The organism is Microbispora sp. CA-102843 (assembly GCF_050936215.1).
Taxonomy (GTDB): domain Bacteria; phylum Actinomycetota; class Actinomycetes; order Streptosporangiales; family Streptosporangiaceae; genus Microbispora.
The window spans coordinates 6,624,399-6,642,852 of the sequence record NZ_JBNJNF010000001.1 but is presented as its reverse complement, the minus strand read 5'-3'; the positions used below and the strand labels follow the sequence as shown (position 1 = coordinate 6,642,852).

Here is an 18,454-nt window from a genome sequence, read left to right as displayed (position 1 = left end):
AGTATTCGCCCGCCGCCCCGCAGGCCGGGCATGCCGTACGCCGCCGCGCCGTGCCCACTCTCGGGGGTCGTCATGCCTGAGCGCGCGCCGCCGCTGCCCGTCACCTGGCGGCCCCGCGTCACGACGATCATCGCATACGGCATGGCGGCGGTGATGGTGATCGGCTCGATCCTGCTGGCCGTCGGCCTGCCGGAGCAGTTCAAGCTCCCCGACCGGCTGGGCATGGTCGCCTTCGGCGTGGTGGTGGCGTGCGTGCTGCACCTGCTCGGCCGCCTGCGGGTGCGGGCGGACGAGAAGGGGATCACGGTGGTGAACCCGCTGCGGGTCCACCACTTCGAGTGGGCCGAGGTGCTGGACGTCACCATGGTGGAGGGCGACCCCTGGCCCAAGCTGGACCTCGCCAACGGGGTCAGCCTGGGCGCGATGGGCATCCAGAGCACCGAGCGGGAACGCGCGCGCCGAGCGGTGGCCCAGCTCACCGCCCTCATCCGCGAGCGCGGCGAGGCCCCCGACCGCCTGTGACGGCGGCGGGGGCCCCGGCGGGCCGTCAGGCGCTCAGCCGTACGGGCGCGGCCGCGCCGAGCAGGCCGCGCCGGCGCAGCTCGGGCAGCACGCCCTCGCCGAACCAGAAGGCCTCCTCCAGGTGCGGGTAGCCCGACAGGACGAACTCCTCCACGCCGAGCGCGGCGTACTCCTCGACGAGGTCGGCGACCTCCGCGTGGCTGCCGACGAGCGCGGTGCCCGCGCCGCCGCGCACCAGGCCGACCCCCGCCCACAGACCGGGGTGGATCTCCAGGTCCCTGGCCCGGCCCCCGCGGAACCCCTCGTGGAGCGCGAGCATGCGTTGCTGCCCGACCGACTCGCTGCGGGACAGGACGGCCCGCGCCGACGCGATGTCCTCGGAGGAGATCTGGTCGAGCAGCCGATTGGCCTCCGCCCACGCCTCCTTGGAGGTGTCCCTCGTGATCACGTGCAGGCGGACGCCGAAGCGCAGCGTGCGCCCCTCGGCGGCGGCCAGCTCGCGCATCCAGTCGAGCTTGGCCGCGACCTGGGACGGCGGCTCACCCCAGGTGAGGTAGACGTCCACGTGCCGGGCCGCCACCGGGCCCGCGGCGGCCGAGGAGCCGCCGAAGTACAGCTCGGGTACGGGGTCGGGCCGCTCGGCGACCGTCGCCCCCTCGACGTCGTAGTAGTCGCCGGTGAAGTCGAACGGGCCGTCCCACGCGCCGCGGACGATGGACAGGAACTCGGCGGTCCGGGCATACCGCTCCTCCTTGCCCAGGTGGTCGCCGAACCGCCGCTGCTCGGCGGCCTCCCCGCCGGTCACCACGTTCAGCAGCAGCCGCCCGCCGGAGATCCGCTGGTAGGTGGCGGCCATCTGCGCCGCGAGCGTGGGGGACAGCGCCCCTGGCCGGAACGCCACCAGGAACTTCAGCCGGGTCGTCACCTGGGTCAGCGCGGCGGTGACCAGCCAGGCGTCCTCGCAGTAGGTGCCCGTGGGAGTGAGCACGGCCTCGAACCCGGCCTGCTCGGCGGCGCGGGCCACCTGGGCGAGGTAGTCGATCGTGGGCGGCCGGAACGCGCCGGCCGGCGACTGCCCGTGCACGCGGCGCAGGCCGTGCCCGCCGCCGGTGATCGCCCTGCCGTCGCCCGAGGTGGGCAGGAACCAGTGGAATCTCATCATGACCTCCGAGGAAACCCCGCCTTCAGGCGGGGGAGGAATCGGGCCCCTGGGGAGCAGGGCAGGGAAGAAGACGCCCGAGCCGGCTTCCCTGGGCGAGGTGCCGAGCGTGCCGCTCTCGGCCGGGGCGACCGGCGGCGAAGCAGGGAGTCCGACCGGTGACGGTCGGAATCCCCTTCCGGTAGGGAGGGGAGGAGGTCAACGCTGCGCCTTCCTGACGACGTCGTTGAAGCGGTCGTCGACGAACTGGGAGAACGTGACGGAGCCCGGGACGAGGCCCTCGGCGGTGAACGCGTCGGCGATCTCCTGTTCGGAGGAGACGACCGAGTCGTCGATCACGACCGGGGTGGCCACGGCGTTGGCGACGGCCGCGTCCGCCACCTCGACCGGCAGGCCCGTCTCCCGCGCCCACACCTTCGCCCACTCGTCCAGGTGGGTGGCGGCCCAGATCCGCGCCTTGGCCAGCCGGGTGAGGAAGTCGCCGATCGCGGCCCGCTTGCCCGCGTCGCCGAGCGCGGCGGGAGCGGCGACCTGGAAGCCCAGGCCGTTGACGATGCCCGCGCCGTCGACCAGCAGCCGGGCCTTGTGCTGGATCTCGGCCTGCGAGGTGAAGGGGTCCCAGATGGCCCAGGCGTCGACGGTGCCGGACGAGAACGCCGCCAGGGCGTCGGCGGGCTGGAGATACTGCGGCTGGATGTCCTTGAACGACAGGCCCTCCTTCTTCAGGACCGCCAGCAGGTGGTAATGGGCCGAGCTGCCCTTGGCGACCGCGATCTTCTTGCCCTTGAGCTGGGCCGGCGAGGTGATCGCCGACCCGGCGGGGACGAGGATCGCCGATCCCTTCGCGCTCTGCCGGTACGCCGCCACGATTTTGATCTTCGAGCCGGAGGCGGCGGCGAAGACGGGCGGGGTGTTGCCCACGCCGCCGATGTCGACCGCGCCCGCGTTGACCGCCTCCAGCAGCGGAGGCCCGGAGGTGAACTGCGACCACGTGATCGCGTAGGAGGTGCCCTCGAGCAGCCCCGCGGCCTTGAGCAGGGCCTGCGATCCGGCCTTCTGGTCGCCGACCCGCAGGGTGAGGCGGCCCGCGGCCTGCCCGTCCGTCCCGCCGGACGCGCCCTGTCCCGTCGAGGCGCAGGCCGTGCCGGCCGCCAGGGCGATCAGCAGCGCGGCGAGCAGTCTCCTGGTCATGCGGGTCCCTCCGGGGTGACGCCCAGCGCGGACAACAGGGCCGCGCGCAGGGTGAGCAGGTCGGGGTGGTCGCGGTGCCGGGGGCGCGGCGCGGCGACGGTCCACTCGTGCGCGACGCGCCCGCCGTCGAGCACCAGGACCCGGTCGGCCAGCAGCAGCGCCTCGTCCACGTCGTGGGTCACCAGCAGCACGGCCGGGCCGTGCGCCGCCCAGAGGTCGAGCACCAGGCGGTGCACGGTGATCCGGGTCAGCGCGTCGAGCGCGCTGAACGGCTCGTCGAGCAGCAACAGCCCCGGCTCGCGGACGAGCGCGCGGGCCAGGCTCGCCCGCTGCGCCTCGCCGCCGGACAGCGTCAGCGGCCACGCCCGCGCCCGGTCGGCCAGGCCGACCTCGGCCAGCGCCGCCTCCGCCCTGCCGACCGGGTCGGGTGCGGTCAGGCCGAGCGTGAGGTTGTCGCGCACCCGCTTCCACGGCACCAGCCGGGGCTCCTGGAAGGCCACGGCCACCGAGCCGTCCACCTCCAGGCCGCCCTCGACCTCCTCGTCCAGGCCGGCGAGCGCGCGCAGCAGCGTGGACTTGCCCGAACCGCTGCGGCCGAGGAGCGCGACGAACTCGCCGCGCTCGATCGTCAGGTCGAGGCCGTCGAGCACCGTGCGGTCGCCGAAGCGCCGGGTGAGCCCGCGTACGGTGGCCAGTGCGGTGGCCGCCGGCCGTACGGCATCCGGGGCCTGCGCGCTCACCGTGACACTCACCGGGACAGGAACTCGCGCCGCCATACCAGGGCCCTCCTCTCCAGGAGCCGGACCAGGGCGTCGGTGAGCAGGCCGAGCGCGCTGTAGACGAGCAGGCCGACCACGATCACGTCGGTGCGCAGGAACTCCCGCGCGTCGTTGATCATGTAGCCGAGGCCGGCGTCGGCGTTGACCTGCTCGGCCACGATCAGCGCCAGCCAGGCCACCCCGAGGCTCTGGCGCAGCCCGACGAGCGTCTGGGGGAGCGCGCCGGGCAGCACGACGTGCCGTACGAGCGCGGCCCTGCCGAGTCTGAGCGTCCGGGCGACCTCGGCGAGCTTGCCGTCCACGCCCCGGATGCCCGCGAACGTGTTGAGGTAGAGGGGGAAGGAGACGGCGAGCGCCACCAGCAGCACCTTGGGCGTCTCCCCGATCCCGAACCAGAGGATGAACAGCGGGATCAGCCCGAAGAACGGCAGCGCCCGGAGCATCTGCATGATCGGGTCGACGGCGTTCTCACCGGTTCGGCTCAGCCCGGCGACCAGCGCGAAACCGACGCCGGCGACCGCTCCGGCGGCGAAGCCGAGGAGCACCCGTTCGAGGGACACCGCGATCGCCGTGGGCAGCGTCCCGGAGCGCACCAGGTCGAGCGCGGTCGCGGCGATCTCCGACGGGGCGGCGAGCAACCGGGCGGGCAGCAGCCCGAGCGCGCTGGCGACCTGCCACAGCAGCACGACGACGAGGGGACTGACCCACCTGTGCCACCCCCTCCGCGGAGCGCGGGCCGAGGCGGAGCGGGGACGCGGCCGGGGATCCGCCCGGACCGCGCTCCCTAACTCGCCCTGGAGTTCGACGACGGACATGGACACACCTCGCAGACGACGACGGAGGATTCGCCATCAGAGTTGCCCATATTTCCTACCAAGTCAATAGGTTATTGACCGTCGGCGGCGCGAGTGGCGCGATCGCCCAGCGCACGCAGGTACGCCCGCAGCTCCGGCGGCTCGTGCACCTCGAACTCGCAGCCGAGCATGAGCAGACGCGACGCGAGCCACTCCAGGGTGTCGGCCGGTCCGCGCAGGCGGCAGCTGTGGTCGTCGATCGGTTCGACGTTCCCCGCGGGGGCGCCGAGGCGACGCGCCACCTGGCCGGCCGGAAGACGCACGGTCGCCACCACCTCGTAGACGGGCGCGGACGAGTACAGCTTGGCGGCGACGAACGCGGCCGGGTCCTGTTCCGGCGGCACGCGGGCCGGGAACCGTACGGCCGTCGGGTGAGGGTCGCCGATCCGGTCGGCGCGGAAGACCCGCCAGTCGTCGCGGTCGTTGTCGTACGCCAGCAGGTACCACCGGCGTCCGGCCGTGACCAGGCGGTACGGTTCGGTCAGCCGCCTGGTCTCGGCGCCGTCGCCGGACCGGTAGGCGAAGCGCAGGCGCTCACGGTTGGCGGCCGCCCCGGCGAGCACCACCAGGGTCCGCGGGTCCACGGGCGGCTCGGCACCGGCGAGCATCGGAACGGTCGCGGCGGCGAGCGCCCCCACCCGGTGCCGCAGCCGGGAGGGCAGCACCTGCTCCAGTTTGGCCAGGGCGCGCACGGACGCCTCGTCGATGCCGTCCACCGGGTGCGCGGCGGCCGTGCGCAGGCCGACGGCGATGGCCACCGCCTCCTCGTCGTCCAGCAGCAGCGGCGGCATGGCCGCGCCCGCGGCGAGCCGGTAACCGCCCACCGCGCCCATCGTCGCCTCGACCGGGTATCCCAGCTCGCGCAGACGGTCGATGTCGCGGCGAATGGTCCGGGGGCTGACCTCCAGACGCTTGGCCAGCTCGCTCCCGGGCCACTCGCGGGGAGTCTGCAGCAGCGACAGCAGAGCGAGTAATCGTGCGGACATGTCACCCATGGCACAAGCATGCCCGGCCATCTAGGACAGAGGATGACCTATATGGCCCATAGCGTCGATCCCGTCATCGCGCCGCATCGGGAGAGACATGAGCACCGAGATCCGCCCATTCCGTATTGAGATCGCTTCGGCCGACCTGGACGACCTGAACGACCGGCTGGACCGCGCCCGGTGGCCCCGGCGGCTGCCCGGCGACGGATGGAGCCGCGGCGTCCCCGCCGCCTCCCTCCGGGAGCTCGCCCGCCACTGGCGCCACGAGTACGACTGGCGCGGGCACGAGGCTCGGCTGAACGAGTTTCCGCAGTTCATGACCGAGATCGACGGCCAGGACATCCATTTCCTGCACGTACGCTCGGCCGAGCCCGATGCTCTGCCGCTCGTCCTCACGCACGGCTGGCCGAACTCGTTCCTGGAGTTCACCGAGCTCGCCGGCCGTCTCGCCGACCCCCGTGCGCACGGCGGCGACCCCGCTCAGGCGTTCCACGTCGTGGTGCCCTCCCTGCCGGGCTTCGGCTTCTCCGCGCCGCCGCGCGGGACCGGCTGGACCGCGGCGCGCGTGGCGCGGCTTTGGGCGGAGCTGATGCGTCGTCTCGGCTACGACCGGTACGGCGCGCAGGGCGGGGATTTCGGGGCCTATGTCGCCCCGGAGCTGGCCAAGGCGGCGCCGGACAACGTGGCCGGCGTCTACATCGTCAGCGGTCTCGGCTTCCCCACGGAGAAGGATCTCCCGGAGATGACCGAGGACGAGCGGGCGGCCTATGACCGGCTGATGGGACAGGACTGGATGAACGGCGTCGACCATCACGCGCTGCTGCGCGCGGCGCCGCAGACCTTCACGTACGGGTGGCACGACTCCCCGCTCGCGGCACTGGCCTGGATGACCCAGAAGTTCCACGAGTTCAACGCCTCCGGCAGGCCGCTCGAGGAGGTGATCGACCGGGATCTGTTCCTGACCAACGTGAGCCTGTACTGGTTCACCGGGACGTTCGGGACGTCGGCGTGGCCGTACTACGAGAGCACCGGCTTCGGCTGGCCGGAGGGCCAGACCGCCGTGCCGACCGGCGTGTACAGCGGCCCTCCCGGCATCCGCCGGCTCGCCGAACGCCACAACACCATCCTCCACTGGCCGGAGGACAACCCGGGCGGCCACCACTTCATCGCGATGGACCAGCCGGATCACCTCGCCGCCGACATCCGCGCGTTCTTCGCCAAGGTGGGCTGACCGGCGCGGAACGGCCGCGTCGTCCTTGCTCGGGCGACGCGGCCGCTCGCGGATCGGTCAACCCCGTCCCGGTACGCGGGCCGGGCCCTGCCCGGCTCCTTTCGCGGAGGTCAGCTCACGCCGGGGATGGTGACGTTCTGCTCCTTGAACTTGTAGCCGGTCTTCGCGGCGTCGCGCTGGAGACCGTCCATCGAGCTCTTGCCGGCGTCGACGTCGGCCGCCGTGGCGGTGCCGTTGTGCAGCTTGTCGGTCAGCGCGGTGAACTGGGAGTTGACGCCCTCGACGGCCCTGCACAGGCGCGGATTGGCCGCGGCGAAGCCCTTGGCGACCTTCAGCTGGTGCAGGGCGAAGGCGCCGGCGATCGCGGCCTTCGCGATCGTGCGCTTGCGCTTCTCCGCTCCGGCCTTGAAACCCCCGCTGCGCAGCGGCTTGTAGATGTAGCGGTGGAAGGCGCCGAGTGCGAGACCCGCGTGCAGCGCGAACCGGGTCTTGGCGAACCGCCTGGCGTTGCCACCGGTCGGGCACGGGGAGTTGTACTCGGTCTCGGTCGAGGTCGGCGTGACCTGCGCCACCGGGCCGGCCGCGGCGGCGCCCCCGGACGCCGGGGCGGTGGTCGTGCCGCCGCCGCAGCCGACGAGCAGCGCCATCGTCAGCACGGCCGCCGCCGCGAGCGCGGTAAGGGATCGAACAGTTCGTGCAGCCATCGTTTCCCCCTGTGACCCTGTGGATCGTGTGGACCCTGTGGTTCCGCGGCGCACCGGCCCGCGCACCGTCTGGCGTCCCGAATCCGGGCCGTCGCGGGTGTGTGGTCGGCGCCCTCCGCCGGAAGCGCTCACGGGGTCCCCGATTGTCCTGGGGCCGTCCTGACCTCCAACGCGAGGGCGCGTTCTGGACGACGGTTGCCGCCCAGGTGGCGACTATGCGGGCTTTTGCCGGGTCGGGGCGCTTTCCATGCCGTGGCCGGACGGACATTTTGGAGCCGCCCCACGGTTCGTATGGCGAAAGCACGGAAGGCGCGGTGAATTCGCCGGGGGGAGTCCGGCCGGGTGCGGTCCGGCGCCTCGTGGGGACGTAGATCCCGCGCCAGCGGAACCCAGAGGCGGCACCATTCCGGACCCGGCCCGGCGCGTCATTCATCGATCCATGTCAATCGCCCGATCGGGATTCGCATCGGATTTTCCCCGGATCACCCCGGATTGCGGGTGGTGGGCTGGACGCCTCCCGGTAGCGATCCGGACAATGAGGGGGAAACCGCCCGATCCGCCGCACCGCGGCTTGATCGGAGAGGAGAATGGCCATGCGAGGTGGGCGATTCAGCATGATCGTCGGCTCGGCTCTGCTCGGCGCGGTCGCACTCTGGCCGGCCGCGGCGTCTCCGGCGTCGGCATCGGCGGGCGCGGGCGGCGCGGCCGTCACGCAGGCGGCTCCCGGTAATTCGTACACGAATCCGAAGCCGCCCAAGTGCACCTACCGATGCACGAACCACCGTAAGTACAAGTGCTGTCCCAAATGCCAGCGACTTCCGGGGAAGTGCTAGGAGGTAATCCCTGCTGAGGCAGTCCTCGGGGGACCGTTGGCGCGTTCTCCGGTCATCAGGTATTCGCTCGGAATCCGCTCACCGCCGCGTCGGCGCCGGCTGCCGTATCGCCGGGGACGGGCGGCGACGAGGTGGGGGCCGGCGCCCCGGGCTATGCTCGCCCCCGGACAGGGGAGGGGCGCATGGCGGTGCTGATCGACCGGCCGAACTGGCCGGGACCCCGGGGCCTGCTGTGGTCCCACCTGGTCAGCGACTCCTCGCTGGAGGAGCTGCACGAGTTCGCCCGCCTGCTCGGCGTGCCCGGGCGGGCCTTCGACCGGGACCACTACGACGTGCCCGAGACGGTCTACGACCGGGCCGTGCTCCTCGGCGCCGAGCCCGTCGGCAGCCAGGAGCTGGTGCGCCGCCTGCGCGACTCGGGCCTGCGCCGGCCGAAGAGCCGCACCTGATCTACATCGTAAAGGGCTGCGGCTGCTCACCGGGCGTCGCTCGAAGACCGGCCAGCTCGGTGGCGATGTTCTCGCGTGCCCGCAGCTCCCACAGGTCACGGCCCACGGGAGTGCCGAACAGGCGGGGCTTGCCGAGCAACTCCCGCAGCACCGCGGCCCGTCCGGTCCTGAACGCCGCGTCCGGCACGTGCCGGTACTCCTCGCGCACGGCCTTCGCGTACGCCTCGTAGGCGGTGGGCGGCGCCGCGAGGATCGCCAGATCGGCGTCGCACAGGACGGCCGCGTTCGGGTCGCCGGGCTCGTAGGCGTGCCCTGCCGTGAGCCGCACGAGCCGGGCCACCTCCCGCACCCGCTCCGCGGGCAGGCCGCAGGCGGGCAGCCGGGCCTGGGCGAGCTGGGCGCTGCGCTCCTCGTCCCACCCCGGCCGCCCGTCGTAGACGGCGTCGTGGAACCACGCGGCCAGCCGTACGGCGTCGGCGTCCCCGGCCTGGGCGGCGAGTGGCTCGATCGCGGCCAGGACCGCCCGCAGGTGGGCCGTCGTGTGATAGCGCCGGTGCGGCTCCGCCCAGCGGGCGGCCAGTTCGGCGGCGAGCGCCCGCCCGGCCGGCGAGCCGGTGAGGCAGCCGGGCCGGGGCAGGCTCCGATCGTCGGTCATGTCCCGAACCCTAAGCGCCCGGGCGGGTGGCGCTTCCGGGGATCTCTTCAGGCCGTGCGGGCCGAACGCTCGCGGACGAGGCCCAGGACCGCGGCGAGAAGGGCCAGGACGACGACCGCGCAGCCGTACGCGGTGGCCGTGGCCCGCAGGCCGAGCGACGACACCGCGAGCCCCGCCACCAGCGCGGGGACGCTGAAGGCGAGGTAGCTGACGACGTAGACGGAGGCGAACAGCCCGGCCCGCTCGGCCGGCCCGGCCAGTGCCGCCAGTGAGCGGAGCGCGCCGAGGAAGGCGCTGCCGAACCCGCAGCCCGCGACGATCGTCCCGGCGAAGAACAGCGGCGTGGAGGCGGCGGCGAGCGCCGCCAGGGTCAGGCCGGTGCCGGCGGCGAGCACCAGCGATCCGCCCGCCATGACCCGCCCCGCCGCCTTGTCGCGTACGGTCACCGACGCCACGGCGCCCGCGGCGGTGAGCGCGGCGACGACGAGCCCGCCGACCAGGTGGTCGGGGATGCACAGGACGCCCGCCGTCAGCGAGCCGCCGAGCGACAGGTAGAGCCCGCCCACGGCCCACGTGGCGAGCAGGCAGGGGACGGCCGCCGCGAACGCGCCACGGGCGTGCCGCGGCACGGCGGCACGCGGACGCAGCGAGACGAGCGCGTCCCGTCCCCGGCCGGGACGGGACGCGACCGGCTCGGGCAGCAGCGCCATCGCGGCCGCCAGCACCACGAAGACGGCAGTGAGCAGGACGAAGACCGAGGTCGTCGGCGTCGTCGTATAGCGCACGAACAACCCGGCGCCGAGCGCCCCCGCGGCCAGCCCACCGGTCGGTGCGGCGCTGTTCACCAGTGCGCCCAGTTGACGGACGCGGCGGGACCCCGGCTGCAGGTCCACCAGGCCGGCGCTGATGGCGCCCGTCGCCGCGCCGGTGGCCAGGCCCTGCAGAGTCCTGGCCAGCAGCAGCGGCCCGACGCCTCCGGCGGTCAGGAACGCGACCATGGCGCCCGCCTCGACCACCAGGGCCGCGATCAGTACGGGCCGCCGGCCGACGTGATCCGACAGCTCGCCCACGGTGAGCAGCGCGATCAGCAACGCCAGGGCGTAGACCGCGAACACGGCGGTCAGCGTGGCCGCCGAGAACCCCCAGCGCTGCTGGTAGACCACGTACAGCGGTGAGGGCGTGCTCGCGGCGGCCATGAAGGCCAGCAGGGTTCCCGCGAGCAGCCAGAACCCGGCTCTGCCAGAGATCAGGCCGCGTGCCGCCGTCCCGGCCGCCGCGGTCTCCACCTGCAGGGTGTCCACGGACGGAGCGCGGCCCCCCGAGTTCGTCATCCCGGCACTCCCATCGTTCATGGTTCCAAAATTTTCGAACCGTCACACCGTACGACGGGGTAGCCGATAGTTCAACTATTATCGAACCATGCCTGGAGCCCGGGACCTACCGCACCCCGACGCCGCGAGCCTGGTGCTGACCGACGTGCTGTTCGCGCTCAGCGACCCCTCGCGGCTGGCGCTCGTGCGGCGGCTCGCGCAGGGGCCGCTGGAGGTGGCGGCCTGCCAGCCGACCGGGGGAGAGGTGCCGAAGTCGACGCTGTCACACCACCTGAAGACCCTCCGCGAGGCCGGTGTCATCCGCAACGTCCCCGAGGGCCGGCAGCGGTACGTGAGCCTGCGCAGGGAGGACCTGGACGACCGCTTCCCCGGCCTGCTGGACGCCGTGCTCGGCGCGCCGCCGGAGCGGACCGCCGGCTGACCCGGTACGGCGCCGAAGCCGGTCATCCCGAAGCCGGTCATCCCGAAGCCGGTCATCCCGAAGCCGGTCATCCCGAAGCCGGTCATCCCGAAGGCGGGAATTCTGCGGGGGATTGACACCATGCACCGGGGCACGGGGGAAAACCCATGATGCGCGATGTCGTTGCCTGCCGAACATCGCTGTGATTACTTCGCTTAGAGGGTCTGTTGAGCACGGCCGGAAGTCTCAGGTGTTGACTTCGGAAGGGTGCGGCATGCTGGCACACGCGATGAACACCGGGGAGCAGGTGACGTCGGCGCCCGCGGCGGCGTGGTGGAACGACTCCTTGTGGCTGGCCTATCGGGCCGTGAACGGCAGGGCTGTTCTTCGCTCGGTCGACGTGCTCGGCGACGGCTCCCAGAAACGGCATGAGGCGGCATTCGCGTGCGGCGAGACGGCCGCGCTCGCCGCGCGGAGCGACCGGCTTCACCTGATCACCGGAACGGCGGGCGAAACGTACGAGCACAGGTCGACCCTCAACGGGGTCGCCTTCGGTGCGGTGCGGCCATTGCCGATCGGCGGCGGTTTCGTCGGACCCTCCGCCTTCACCGCATACTCGGGTGGGCTCGCGGTCCTCTGGGCGGAGAACATCGGCGGCCAGGCTCATCTGCTCACCAGCGCCGACGACGGTTCGACATGGGAAGACGCACTGCTGCCGTTCTCGGTGCAGCCTGAACCGGCGATCTGCGCCGATCCGGTGTCAGGCGGGCTGCTCATCGCCTATGGCGACCGCGGCGGCGGCGAAGGATCCTTCACGATCGCCCTCGTCGACCCCGCGGGCCCGTCCGTGGTCCGCCGCATCACGGCACCGGCCCCTCGCGCGTGCGATCGCACCGCGATTTGCACCACGAATTACCACAATCATCCGGGCCTGCACGTCGCCGCACAGGAGCGAAGCCAATTCGGAAACGGAGACTGGCGGGCTCGCAGTGGCTTGAACGCGCTCACCGAAATAGGTGAGTCCGAGGATTTCGCCGGAGCGTCGGACGGCCTGTCGCTCGTGTTCGACGGCACTCACGCCTGGGTCGCCTGGAAGGACTATCTCGGCGGGGAACTGAGCGTCGGGCCATACGCGACGGCGTTCGATCTGCCCCTTGACCTGCGTGCGAAGCTCGGCACCCCGTGTGACCCGAAGAGTTGTCCTCCGGACCCCCGGCTGGTCTGCGCCGCGACCGACGTCGTCGAATGGCAGATCGTCCCGCCGGCCGTCCACAATGCGCGCCGGGGCGACCTGATCCTCACTCCGGGAGACGGCGTGGGGCTCATCGGCGCCTTGCTCGGGCAGTTGCGGCCACCCCAGGTATACGACCACATGGGAATCATGGTCGCCGACCACACTCTGATCCGGCACGCCACGATGGCCCACGACCGGCTGCAGCGTCGCAATCCGGGGCGGTTCATGACGGGGGAGTTCTTCGGTGAACGGGCACCTGTCGACGGGTTCCGTCCGGATGCGCTCACCTACGGATGGCCCGGCACGATCACACAATCAGTGGAAGACGCGTTCTTCACCGGTTTCAACACCCTTGACCCGACTGGCCGGCCGTTCAACCGGCAAGGGGACTTCTTCGCCCACAACCCGGGCATCGGTCCGCTCCCGCGGCCCGCGGCGGATGCCCCGCAGTCAGCGTGGGAGGCGTGGACGAAACAGCAGCAGTTCGCGGACCCGGAATATCCGTCGGACAGCTATCCGATACACAACCTTCCGAACCTGCCCGCGTACGTGCGGGACACCGGTCAGACGATCGAGGGGCTCGTGGTGAAGCCGCCGCCGGAGCTGGAGGCTCGTGACCCTCGCATCCGGCAGATGCTGCACCGGGTGGCGGCCGCCGCGGAGACGATCGACGGTCACTACCGCTTCTACGCGTACACCTCCGCCGGCATAGCGCTCGACCCGAGGCGATTCGGCCCGGCCGCGACCGACCCGATCTGGGAGGGCAGACCACCGGGCGCCGCGTGGGCGGCCGGCACCCGGCCCGTCGTCTGCTCCAGCTTCGTGTGGGCGGCGATTCAACTCGCCAACGCCGCCAACCCCGGCCAGCAGATCGAGCTGGAAGGCTCGGTGACGGAGGACCCGGAGGAACTGCTCGCGTCACCGAGCGTGGATGGCCTCTATCGCTATCTCAGCGACGAACGGGAACACGCCGGGCAGGCGCTTCACGAGCTGCTGGTCGAAAAGGTACGCAAAGAGGTCTACCAGGCCGTGCAGGAACTCAAATACGAGGAGCGCCTGCTGATCGATCTGACGACCATCGGCTTGACCGCCCTGCTGGGGCTGCTCGCCGGTCCTGTGGCCGCCGCCGCCGCGCTGCTGGGCATCACTCCCGAGAACATCGCGGGCCTGAAGCTGCTGTTCGAAGACATGCCCGACGACGTGGCGACGCAGATGTGCAACACCTTCGCGAAAGATCGAGCCGACGAAACGGACGAGAGTCTGTGGGAGTCACCGGGCGAGGGCCTTGCCGTGTCACCCGACGACATCAGGCTGTTCTGGGATCCGCCGACGTCGACCGCGCACGAGCGAATCTGGCACGGCTTATACGGCCGTGCCGAGCGACTTCTCCTCACGCCGTCGCGGCCGGAGCCGAGGAGGGTGCACCAATGGGACCGCTCCAGAGGGCCGGCGCTCGTCAGGGGAACGGTTCGCTATCGGGACATCGAGATCGAGGGCGCGATCGTCCGCTTCGGCTGTGAGACGACGATGACCAAAAGGGCCGAGCGTCAATCGGGTTATACGCTCGCGGTGAGCGCGGGGCGCTATGAGGCTTTCGCATCCGCCTATTGGCCGGAGACGAACCAGCAGCTCACCGGACGCGTCCTGGTGGAGGTGGAAGCGGGGGACCAACCCGGCCCCATCGACATCCTTCTCGAAGATCCACCGGAGTGGCGACGTCTCCTGAGCTGCACCGGCAGGATCGACACCGTACGCCGGGTGCTGATCGGCGAGGACGACTGGGCCCATGCCACCATAAACGCGCAGGCGACTTTGACATGGGCGCCGGAAACCTGGGGGCCGCCTCCTGCCGGCGCGTTCGTCACCACCTGGTCCACCGCCTTCATCGGCGACCACGCACAGCGCTTCAACGTCAGGGTCGACATGTCCGTCACGCTGGGAGCGGACCTCTCGCTGGAGGTCACCGTCCAGTCCATGCTGTGCGAGAACTACTTCGACACGAGCAAGCCTCCGGCGAGCGACCAGATCGTCACGACGAAGGCTCTCGAACCGTTCACGGTTGCCCCTGGACGCAGCTCCGACGTCAAATTCGACCATGTCAGCGGGAACTTCCCGCCCGACCGTGGTCACGTCGAGTTCACGATAAGGAATCTCACCGCGCCGGCCTGACGCGGTCACCGGGCCTGCCGCCTGATCGACGGCGGCGCCGCGTCGCAGAAGGCCGCCGTGTGCGGAGAACGAGTAGCCGGCCGGGGGGATCTGTGCGATCGTGGCGACGCGGCGCCGTGTGACGCGCCCGGCTTTGGTGGATTCGGCCAGAGCCTCGCGGAACGCCCGCCACGTAGCCTGTCCGTGTGCTGCGGCGGACGACCACGATCTCGGACATCGACGCGCCGGCGAGGCTGGCGGAGCTGCTCGACCACCACGACTACCTGGCCGACGGGGGCGTGACGACCGCGGCCTACCTCGCCCTGAAGATGGGCCGGCCGCTGTTCCTGGAAGGCGAGGCGGGCGTCGGCAAGACCGAGCTCGCCAAGACGCTTGCGGCGATCCTGGACGCGCCGCTGATCAGGCTGCAGTGCCACGAGGGGCTCGACGCGGCGCAGGCCATGTACGACTGGGACTTCCCCCGCCAGCTCCTGCACCTCAAGGCGGCCGAGGCGGCCGGCGTGGCCGACGTCGCCGCGCTCGAGGGCGAGATCTACGACCGGCGGTTCCTCATCGCGAGACCGTTGCTGCGGGCCCTGGAGACGCAGCCCAGCGTGCTGCTCGTGGACGAGATCGACCGGGCGGACGACGAGTTCGAGGCGTTCCTGCTGGAGGTGCTGTCGGACTTCACGATCTCGGTGCCGGAGATCGGGACGATCAGCGCGCCGACCCCGCCGGTCGTCGTCCTGACCTCCAACCGGACCCGCGAGGTGCACGACGCGCTCAAACGGCGCTGCCTCTACCACTGGCTGGAGCACCCGGGGTTCGACCGGGAGGTGGCGATCCTGCGGCGGCGCCTGCCCGGATGCGCGGAGCGGCTCGCGGCGGACGTGGCACGGACGGCGGGCCGGATGCGCGAGGCCGGCCTGGTCAAGCCGCCGGGCATCGCCGAGACCCTCGACTGGACCGAGGCGCTGCTCACACTCGGCGCCATGGAGCTCGACCCCGCCCTGGCCGCCGCCACGCTGGGCGCGGTGCTCAAGCACCGCGAGGACCAGGAGGTCGTCCGGGCCCGGGGGCTGCTCACGCCGGACGGCGGCCGTGGCTGACCGGGACGGAGACGGCCACCGCCCGGGCCTGCCCGCGTCGCCCGGTGCCGGTCCGGAACCGGTCGCGGTGCTGACCGGGTTCGCCCGGACGCTCCGGGCGGCCGGGGTCGCGGCCGACCACCATCGCACCCAGAGCTTCCTCGCGGCGCTCGGCCACCTCGACGCCGCCGACGGGCGGAACGTCTACTGGGCGGGCCGTCTCACTCTGTGCGCCGGGCCCGACGACCTGCCCCGCTACGACCGCTGCTTCGCGGCGTACTTCTCCGCCGCCTTCCCCGCGCCGCGCCGCGTGCGCGCGACGGCCGTCTCCGTGACCCGCCCGGTGGCCGCGCCGTACGGCGGCGGGGAGCCGGAGGGGACGGGCGAGCCCGGCGCGCCGCCGGCCACGGCGAGCGAGATCGAGGTGCTGCGGCATCGGGACGTGGCGCGGATGAGCGAGGCCGAGCGGCGGGAGGTGCACCGCCTGCTCGCGCTGCTGCGCGGAGCCCGGCAGCCGCGCAGGTCGCGGCGCCACCGCCCGTCGCCACACGGCGGTGCGACCGACGCGCGGCGCACGGTCAGGGAGATCCTGCGGCACGGCGGGGAACCGGCCCGGCTGCGCCGCCGCGTGCGCAGGGACCGGCCGCGCCGGGTGGTCATGCTCGTGGACGTCAGCGGCTCGATGGCCGCCTACGCCGACACGCTGCTGCGCTTCGCCCACGCGCTGGTGCGCGCGGAGCCGGGGGCGACCGAGGTGTTCACCGTGGGAACCCGGCTCACCAGGATCACCGCCGCGCTCCGCCACCGCGACCCCGCCCTCTCCATGGACGAGTGCTCGGCGGCCATCCCGGACTGGAACGGCGGCACCCGGCTGGGGGAGGAGGTGCGGGCGCTGCTGCGCCTGCCCGACCCCCGGGGCGCGATCGTCGTGATCGCCTCCGACGGATGGGAGCGGGGGTCGGCCGACCTGCTGGGCGCGCAGATGGCCCGGCTGTCCCGGCTCGCCCGCCGCGTCGTGTGGGTCAACCCGCACAAGGGCGACCCGGCGTACCGGCCGCTGACGGCGGGCATCCGCGCGGTGCTGCCGTACGTCACGGACTTCGTCGCCGGGCACAGCCTGGCCGCGTACGAGGAGCTGGCGGCGCTGCTGGCCGGCGATAGGCGACCCGTGCGGAAGGTAGGGGCCGATGCGTGACGTGCTGGACCAGGTGCTGTGCTGGTGGGAGCAGGGGCGGCGGTTCGGCCTCGCCACCGTCGTCGGCACCTTCCGCAGCGCGCCGCGCCCGCCCGGGGCGGCCATGGCCGTGTTCGACGGTGAGGCGGCCGGCAGCGTGTCGGGCGGCTGCGTCGAGGGGGCGGTCTACGAGCTCGCCGCGCAGGTCGTCGCCACTGGGACGCCGGTGCTGCAGCGGTACGGCGTGAGCGACGACGACGCCTTCGCGGTCGGCCTGACCTGCGGCGGGATCATCGACGTGTTCGTGGAGCCGGTCTCCAGGCAGGATTATCCGCAGTTGGGGGAGGTCGCCGCGGACGTCGCGGCGCGGCGTCCGATCGCGGTGGCCACGATCGTCGCGGGTCCCGGCCGTGTGGGGGCGCGGCGTGTGGTCTGGCCGGACCGGGCGGCGGGCTCGCTCGGCTCGGCCCGGCTCGACGACGCGGTGGACGACGATGTGCGCGGCATGCTCGCGCAGGGCCTGACCGGCGTGCGGCGCTACGGCCCGGAGGGTGAGCGGCGGCTGGATGACCTGCGGGTGTTCGTGCAGTCGTTCGCGCCGCCGCCGCGCATGCTGGTCTTCGGGGCGATCGACTTCGCCGGGGCCGTCGCGCGGATCGGCCGCTTCCTCGGCTATCACGTGGTGGTGTGCGACGCGCGGCCGGTCTTCGCCACGGCCAAGCGGTTCCCTGAGGCGGACGAGGTCGTGGTGGCCTGGCCGCACGACTACCTGGCCGCCGCCGAGGTCGACGAGCGCACCGCGATCTGCGTGCTCACCCATGACCCGAAGTTCGACGTGCCGCTGCTGGAGGTGGCTCTGCGCACCTCCGCGGCGTACGTGGGGGCCATGGGGTCGCGGCGCACGCACGCGGACCGGCTGGCGCGGCTGCGCGAGGCGGGGCTGACCGAGGACGAACTGGCCCGGCTGAGGTCGCCGATCGGGCTCGACCTCGGGGCGCGCACGCCGGAGGAGACGGCCGTGTCGATCGCGGCCGAGCTGATCCAGCTGCGCTGGGGCGGCAGCGGCAGGCCGCTCGCCGAGACGTCGGGACGCATCCACGGTGATTCCCGGTGAGCGGTGCGCCGGTCGCCGGGCTGCTGCTGGCCGCCGGGGGCGGCAGCCGGTTCGGCGGGCCGAAGGCGCTGGTGGAGTTCGAGGGGGAGCGGCTGGCCGACCGCGGGGTGCGGCTGCTCGCCGAGGGCGGGTGCCGGCCGCTGCTGATCGTCCTCGGGGCCGCCGACGTGCCGGTCGCCGGCGCGGTCGTCGTGCGCAATCCCGGCTGGGCGGCCGGCATGGGGTCGTCGCTGCGGGCCGGGCTGCGCGCGCTCCCGCCGGCCGCCCCCGCGGTGGTGATCGCGCTGGCCGACCAACCGCTGGTGCGGCCCGAGGCGGTGCGCCGCCTGATCGCGGCGTTCGAGGCCGGCGCCCGCGTCGCCGTCGCGGCGTACGGCGGGGCGCTCCGCAATCCGGTGCTCATCGCGCGCGAGCACCTGGCGGAGGTGGCCGCGCTCGCCGAGGGCGACGTGGGCGCGCGGCCCTTCCTGCGCGCGCACCCCGAACTGGTCACGGCCGTGCCCTGCGACGACGTGGGCGACCCCGCGGACGTCGACACCCCCGCCGACCTGTGTCGACTCCATAAGGGGCGACTCCGTAAGGAGTGATTCGCCCGATTCGCT

General features: G+C 72.7%; 17 protein-coding genes. 9 read left to right on the top strand and 8 right to left on the bottom strand.

Going from position 1 to position 18,454, the window contains the following annotated elements:
* Window positions 1-72: 72 nt before the first annotated feature.
* A complete protein-coding gene (locus tag ACQEVJ_RS30760; RefSeq protein ID WP_433107068.1) occupies window positions 73-522 on the top strand; it encodes a PH domain-containing protein in 450 nt (149 codons plus the stop codon).
* 25 nt (window positions 523-547) lie between these two features.
* On the opposite strand, the gene ACQEVJ_RS30755 is transcribed toward ACQEVJ_RS30760, so the two are convergent.
* The 5 genes from ACQEVJ_RS30755 to ACQEVJ_RS30735 all read right to left on the bottom strand — a co-directional run bounded on the left by ACQEVJ_RS30755 (window position 548) and on the right by ACQEVJ_RS30735 (window position 5,500).
* A complete protein-coding gene (locus ACQEVJ_RS30755) occupies window positions 548-1,681 on the bottom strand; it encodes an LLM class flavin-dependent oxidoreductase (RefSeq protein ID WP_433113063.1) in 1,134 nt (377 codons plus the stop codon).
* A gap of 198 nt (window positions 1,682-1,879) precedes the next feature.
* Window positions 1,880-2,872, bottom strand: coding sequence for an ABC transporter substrate-binding protein (locus ACQEVJ_RS30750; protein WP_433107066.1), 993 nt, complete (start codon window positions 2,870-2,872; stop codon window positions 1,880-1,882).
* The gene (locus ACQEVJ_RS30745; RefSeq protein WP_433107064.1) at window positions 2,869-3,624 is read right to left on the bottom strand and encodes an ABC transporter ATP-binding protein; all 756 of its coding nucleotides are present in this window, start codon (window positions 3,622-3,624) and stop codon (window positions 2,869-2,871) included. The genes ACQEVJ_RS30750 and ACQEVJ_RS30745 overlap by 4 nt, the downstream gene beginning before the upstream one ends.
* The gene (locus ACQEVJ_RS30740; protein WP_433107062.1) at window positions 3,621-4,466 is read right to left on the bottom strand and encodes an ABC transporter permease; all 846 of its coding nucleotides are present in this window, start codon (window positions 4,464-4,466) and stop codon (window positions 3,621-3,623) included. Before ACQEVJ_RS30740 ends, ACQEVJ_RS30745 begins: the two co-directional genes overlap by 4 nt.
* Window positions 4,467-4,537: 71 nt before the next feature.
* Complete coding sequence (locus ACQEVJ_RS30735; protein ID WP_433107060.1) at window positions 4,538-5,500, bottom strand: helix-turn-helix transcriptional regulator; 963 nt, start codon at window positions 5,498-5,500, stop codon at window positions 4,538-4,540.
* A gap of 88 nt (window positions 5,501-5,588) precedes the next feature.
* Between ACQEVJ_RS30735 and ACQEVJ_RS30730 the strand changes: the two genes are divergently transcribed.
* On the top strand, window positions 5,589-6,722 hold the full coding sequence (locus tag ACQEVJ_RS30730; protein WP_433107058.1) for an epoxide hydrolase family protein: 1,134 nt from the start codon (window positions 5,589-5,591) through the stop codon (window positions 6,720-6,722).
* Window positions 6,723-6,832: 110 nt separating this feature from the next.
* On the opposite strand, the gene ACQEVJ_RS30725 is transcribed toward ACQEVJ_RS30730, so the two are convergent.
* Entirely contained in the window at window positions 6,833-7,426 is a 594-nt protein-coding gene (locus tag ACQEVJ_RS30725) for a hypothetical protein (RefSeq protein WP_433107056.1), read from the bottom strand.
* A 1,015-nt stretch (window positions 7,427-8,441) separates the two neighbouring features.
* Here ACQEVJ_RS30725 and ACQEVJ_RS30720 point away from each other — a divergent pair.
* Window positions 8,442-8,708 carry a DUF4031 domain-containing protein gene (locus ACQEVJ_RS30720; protein WP_433107054.1) on the top strand — a complete coding sequence of 89 codons (267 nt, stop codon included), beginning with the start codon at window positions 8,442-8,444 and terminating at the stop codon, window positions 8,706-8,708.
* Between the two features lies 1 nt (window position 8,709).
* On the opposite strand, the gene ACQEVJ_RS30715 is transcribed toward ACQEVJ_RS30720, so the two are convergent.
* Window positions 8,710-9,363 carry an HD domain-containing protein gene (locus ACQEVJ_RS30715; RefSeq protein WP_433107052.1) on the bottom strand — a complete coding sequence of 218 codons (654 nt, stop codon included), beginning with the start codon at window positions 9,361-9,363 and terminating at the stop codon, window positions 8,710-8,712.
* 47 nt (window positions 9,364-9,410) lie between these two features.
* A complete protein-coding gene (locus ACQEVJ_RS30710) occupies window positions 9,411-10,694 on the bottom strand; it encodes an MFS transporter (RefSeq protein ID WP_433107050.1) in 1,284 nt (427 codons plus the stop codon).
* Window positions 10,695-10,782: 88 nt separating this feature from the next.
* Between ACQEVJ_RS30710 and ACQEVJ_RS30705 the strand changes: the two genes are divergently transcribed.
* The 6 genes from ACQEVJ_RS30705 to ACQEVJ_RS30680 all read left to right on the top strand — a co-directional run bounded on the left by ACQEVJ_RS30705 (window position 10,783) and on the right by ACQEVJ_RS30680 (window position 18,439).
* Window positions 10,783-11,115 (top strand): ArsR/SmtB family transcription factor, encoded by a 333-nt coding sequence (locus ACQEVJ_RS30705; RefSeq protein WP_433107048.1) that lies wholly within the window; start codon window positions 10,783-10,785, stop codon window positions 11,113-11,115.
* A gap of 253 nt (window positions 11,116-11,368) precedes the next feature.
* Window positions 11,369-14,497 carry a hypothetical protein gene (locus ACQEVJ_RS30700; protein ID WP_433107046.1) on the top strand — a complete coding sequence of 1,043 codons (3,129 nt, stop codon included), beginning with the start codon at window positions 11,369-11,371 and terminating at the stop codon, window positions 14,495-14,497.
* 185 nt (window positions 14,498-14,682) lie between these two features.
* Entirely contained in the window at window positions 14,683-15,585 is a 903-nt protein-coding gene (locus ACQEVJ_RS30695) for an AAA family ATPase (protein WP_433107044.1), read from the top strand.
* Window positions 15,578-16,759, top strand: a complete 1,182-nt coding sequence (locus tag ACQEVJ_RS30690; RefSeq protein WP_433107042.1) for a vWA domain-containing protein — start codon at window positions 15,578-15,580, stop codon at window positions 16,757-16,759. The genes ACQEVJ_RS30695 and ACQEVJ_RS30690 overlap by 8 nt, the downstream gene beginning before the upstream one ends.
* Window positions 16,752-17,852, top strand: coding sequence for an XdhC family protein (locus ACQEVJ_RS30685; RefSeq protein WP_433107040.1), 1,101 nt, complete (start codon window positions 16,752-16,754; stop codon window positions 17,850-17,852). The genes ACQEVJ_RS30690 and ACQEVJ_RS30685 overlap by 8 nt, the downstream gene beginning before the upstream one ends.
* Entirely contained in the window at window positions 17,849-18,439 is a 591-nt protein-coding gene (locus ACQEVJ_RS30680) for a nucleotidyltransferase family protein (protein WP_433107038.1), read from the top strand. Before ACQEVJ_RS30685 ends, ACQEVJ_RS30680 begins: the two co-directional genes overlap by 4 nt.
* The last annotated feature ends 15 nt before the right edge of the window (window positions 18,440-18,454 follow it).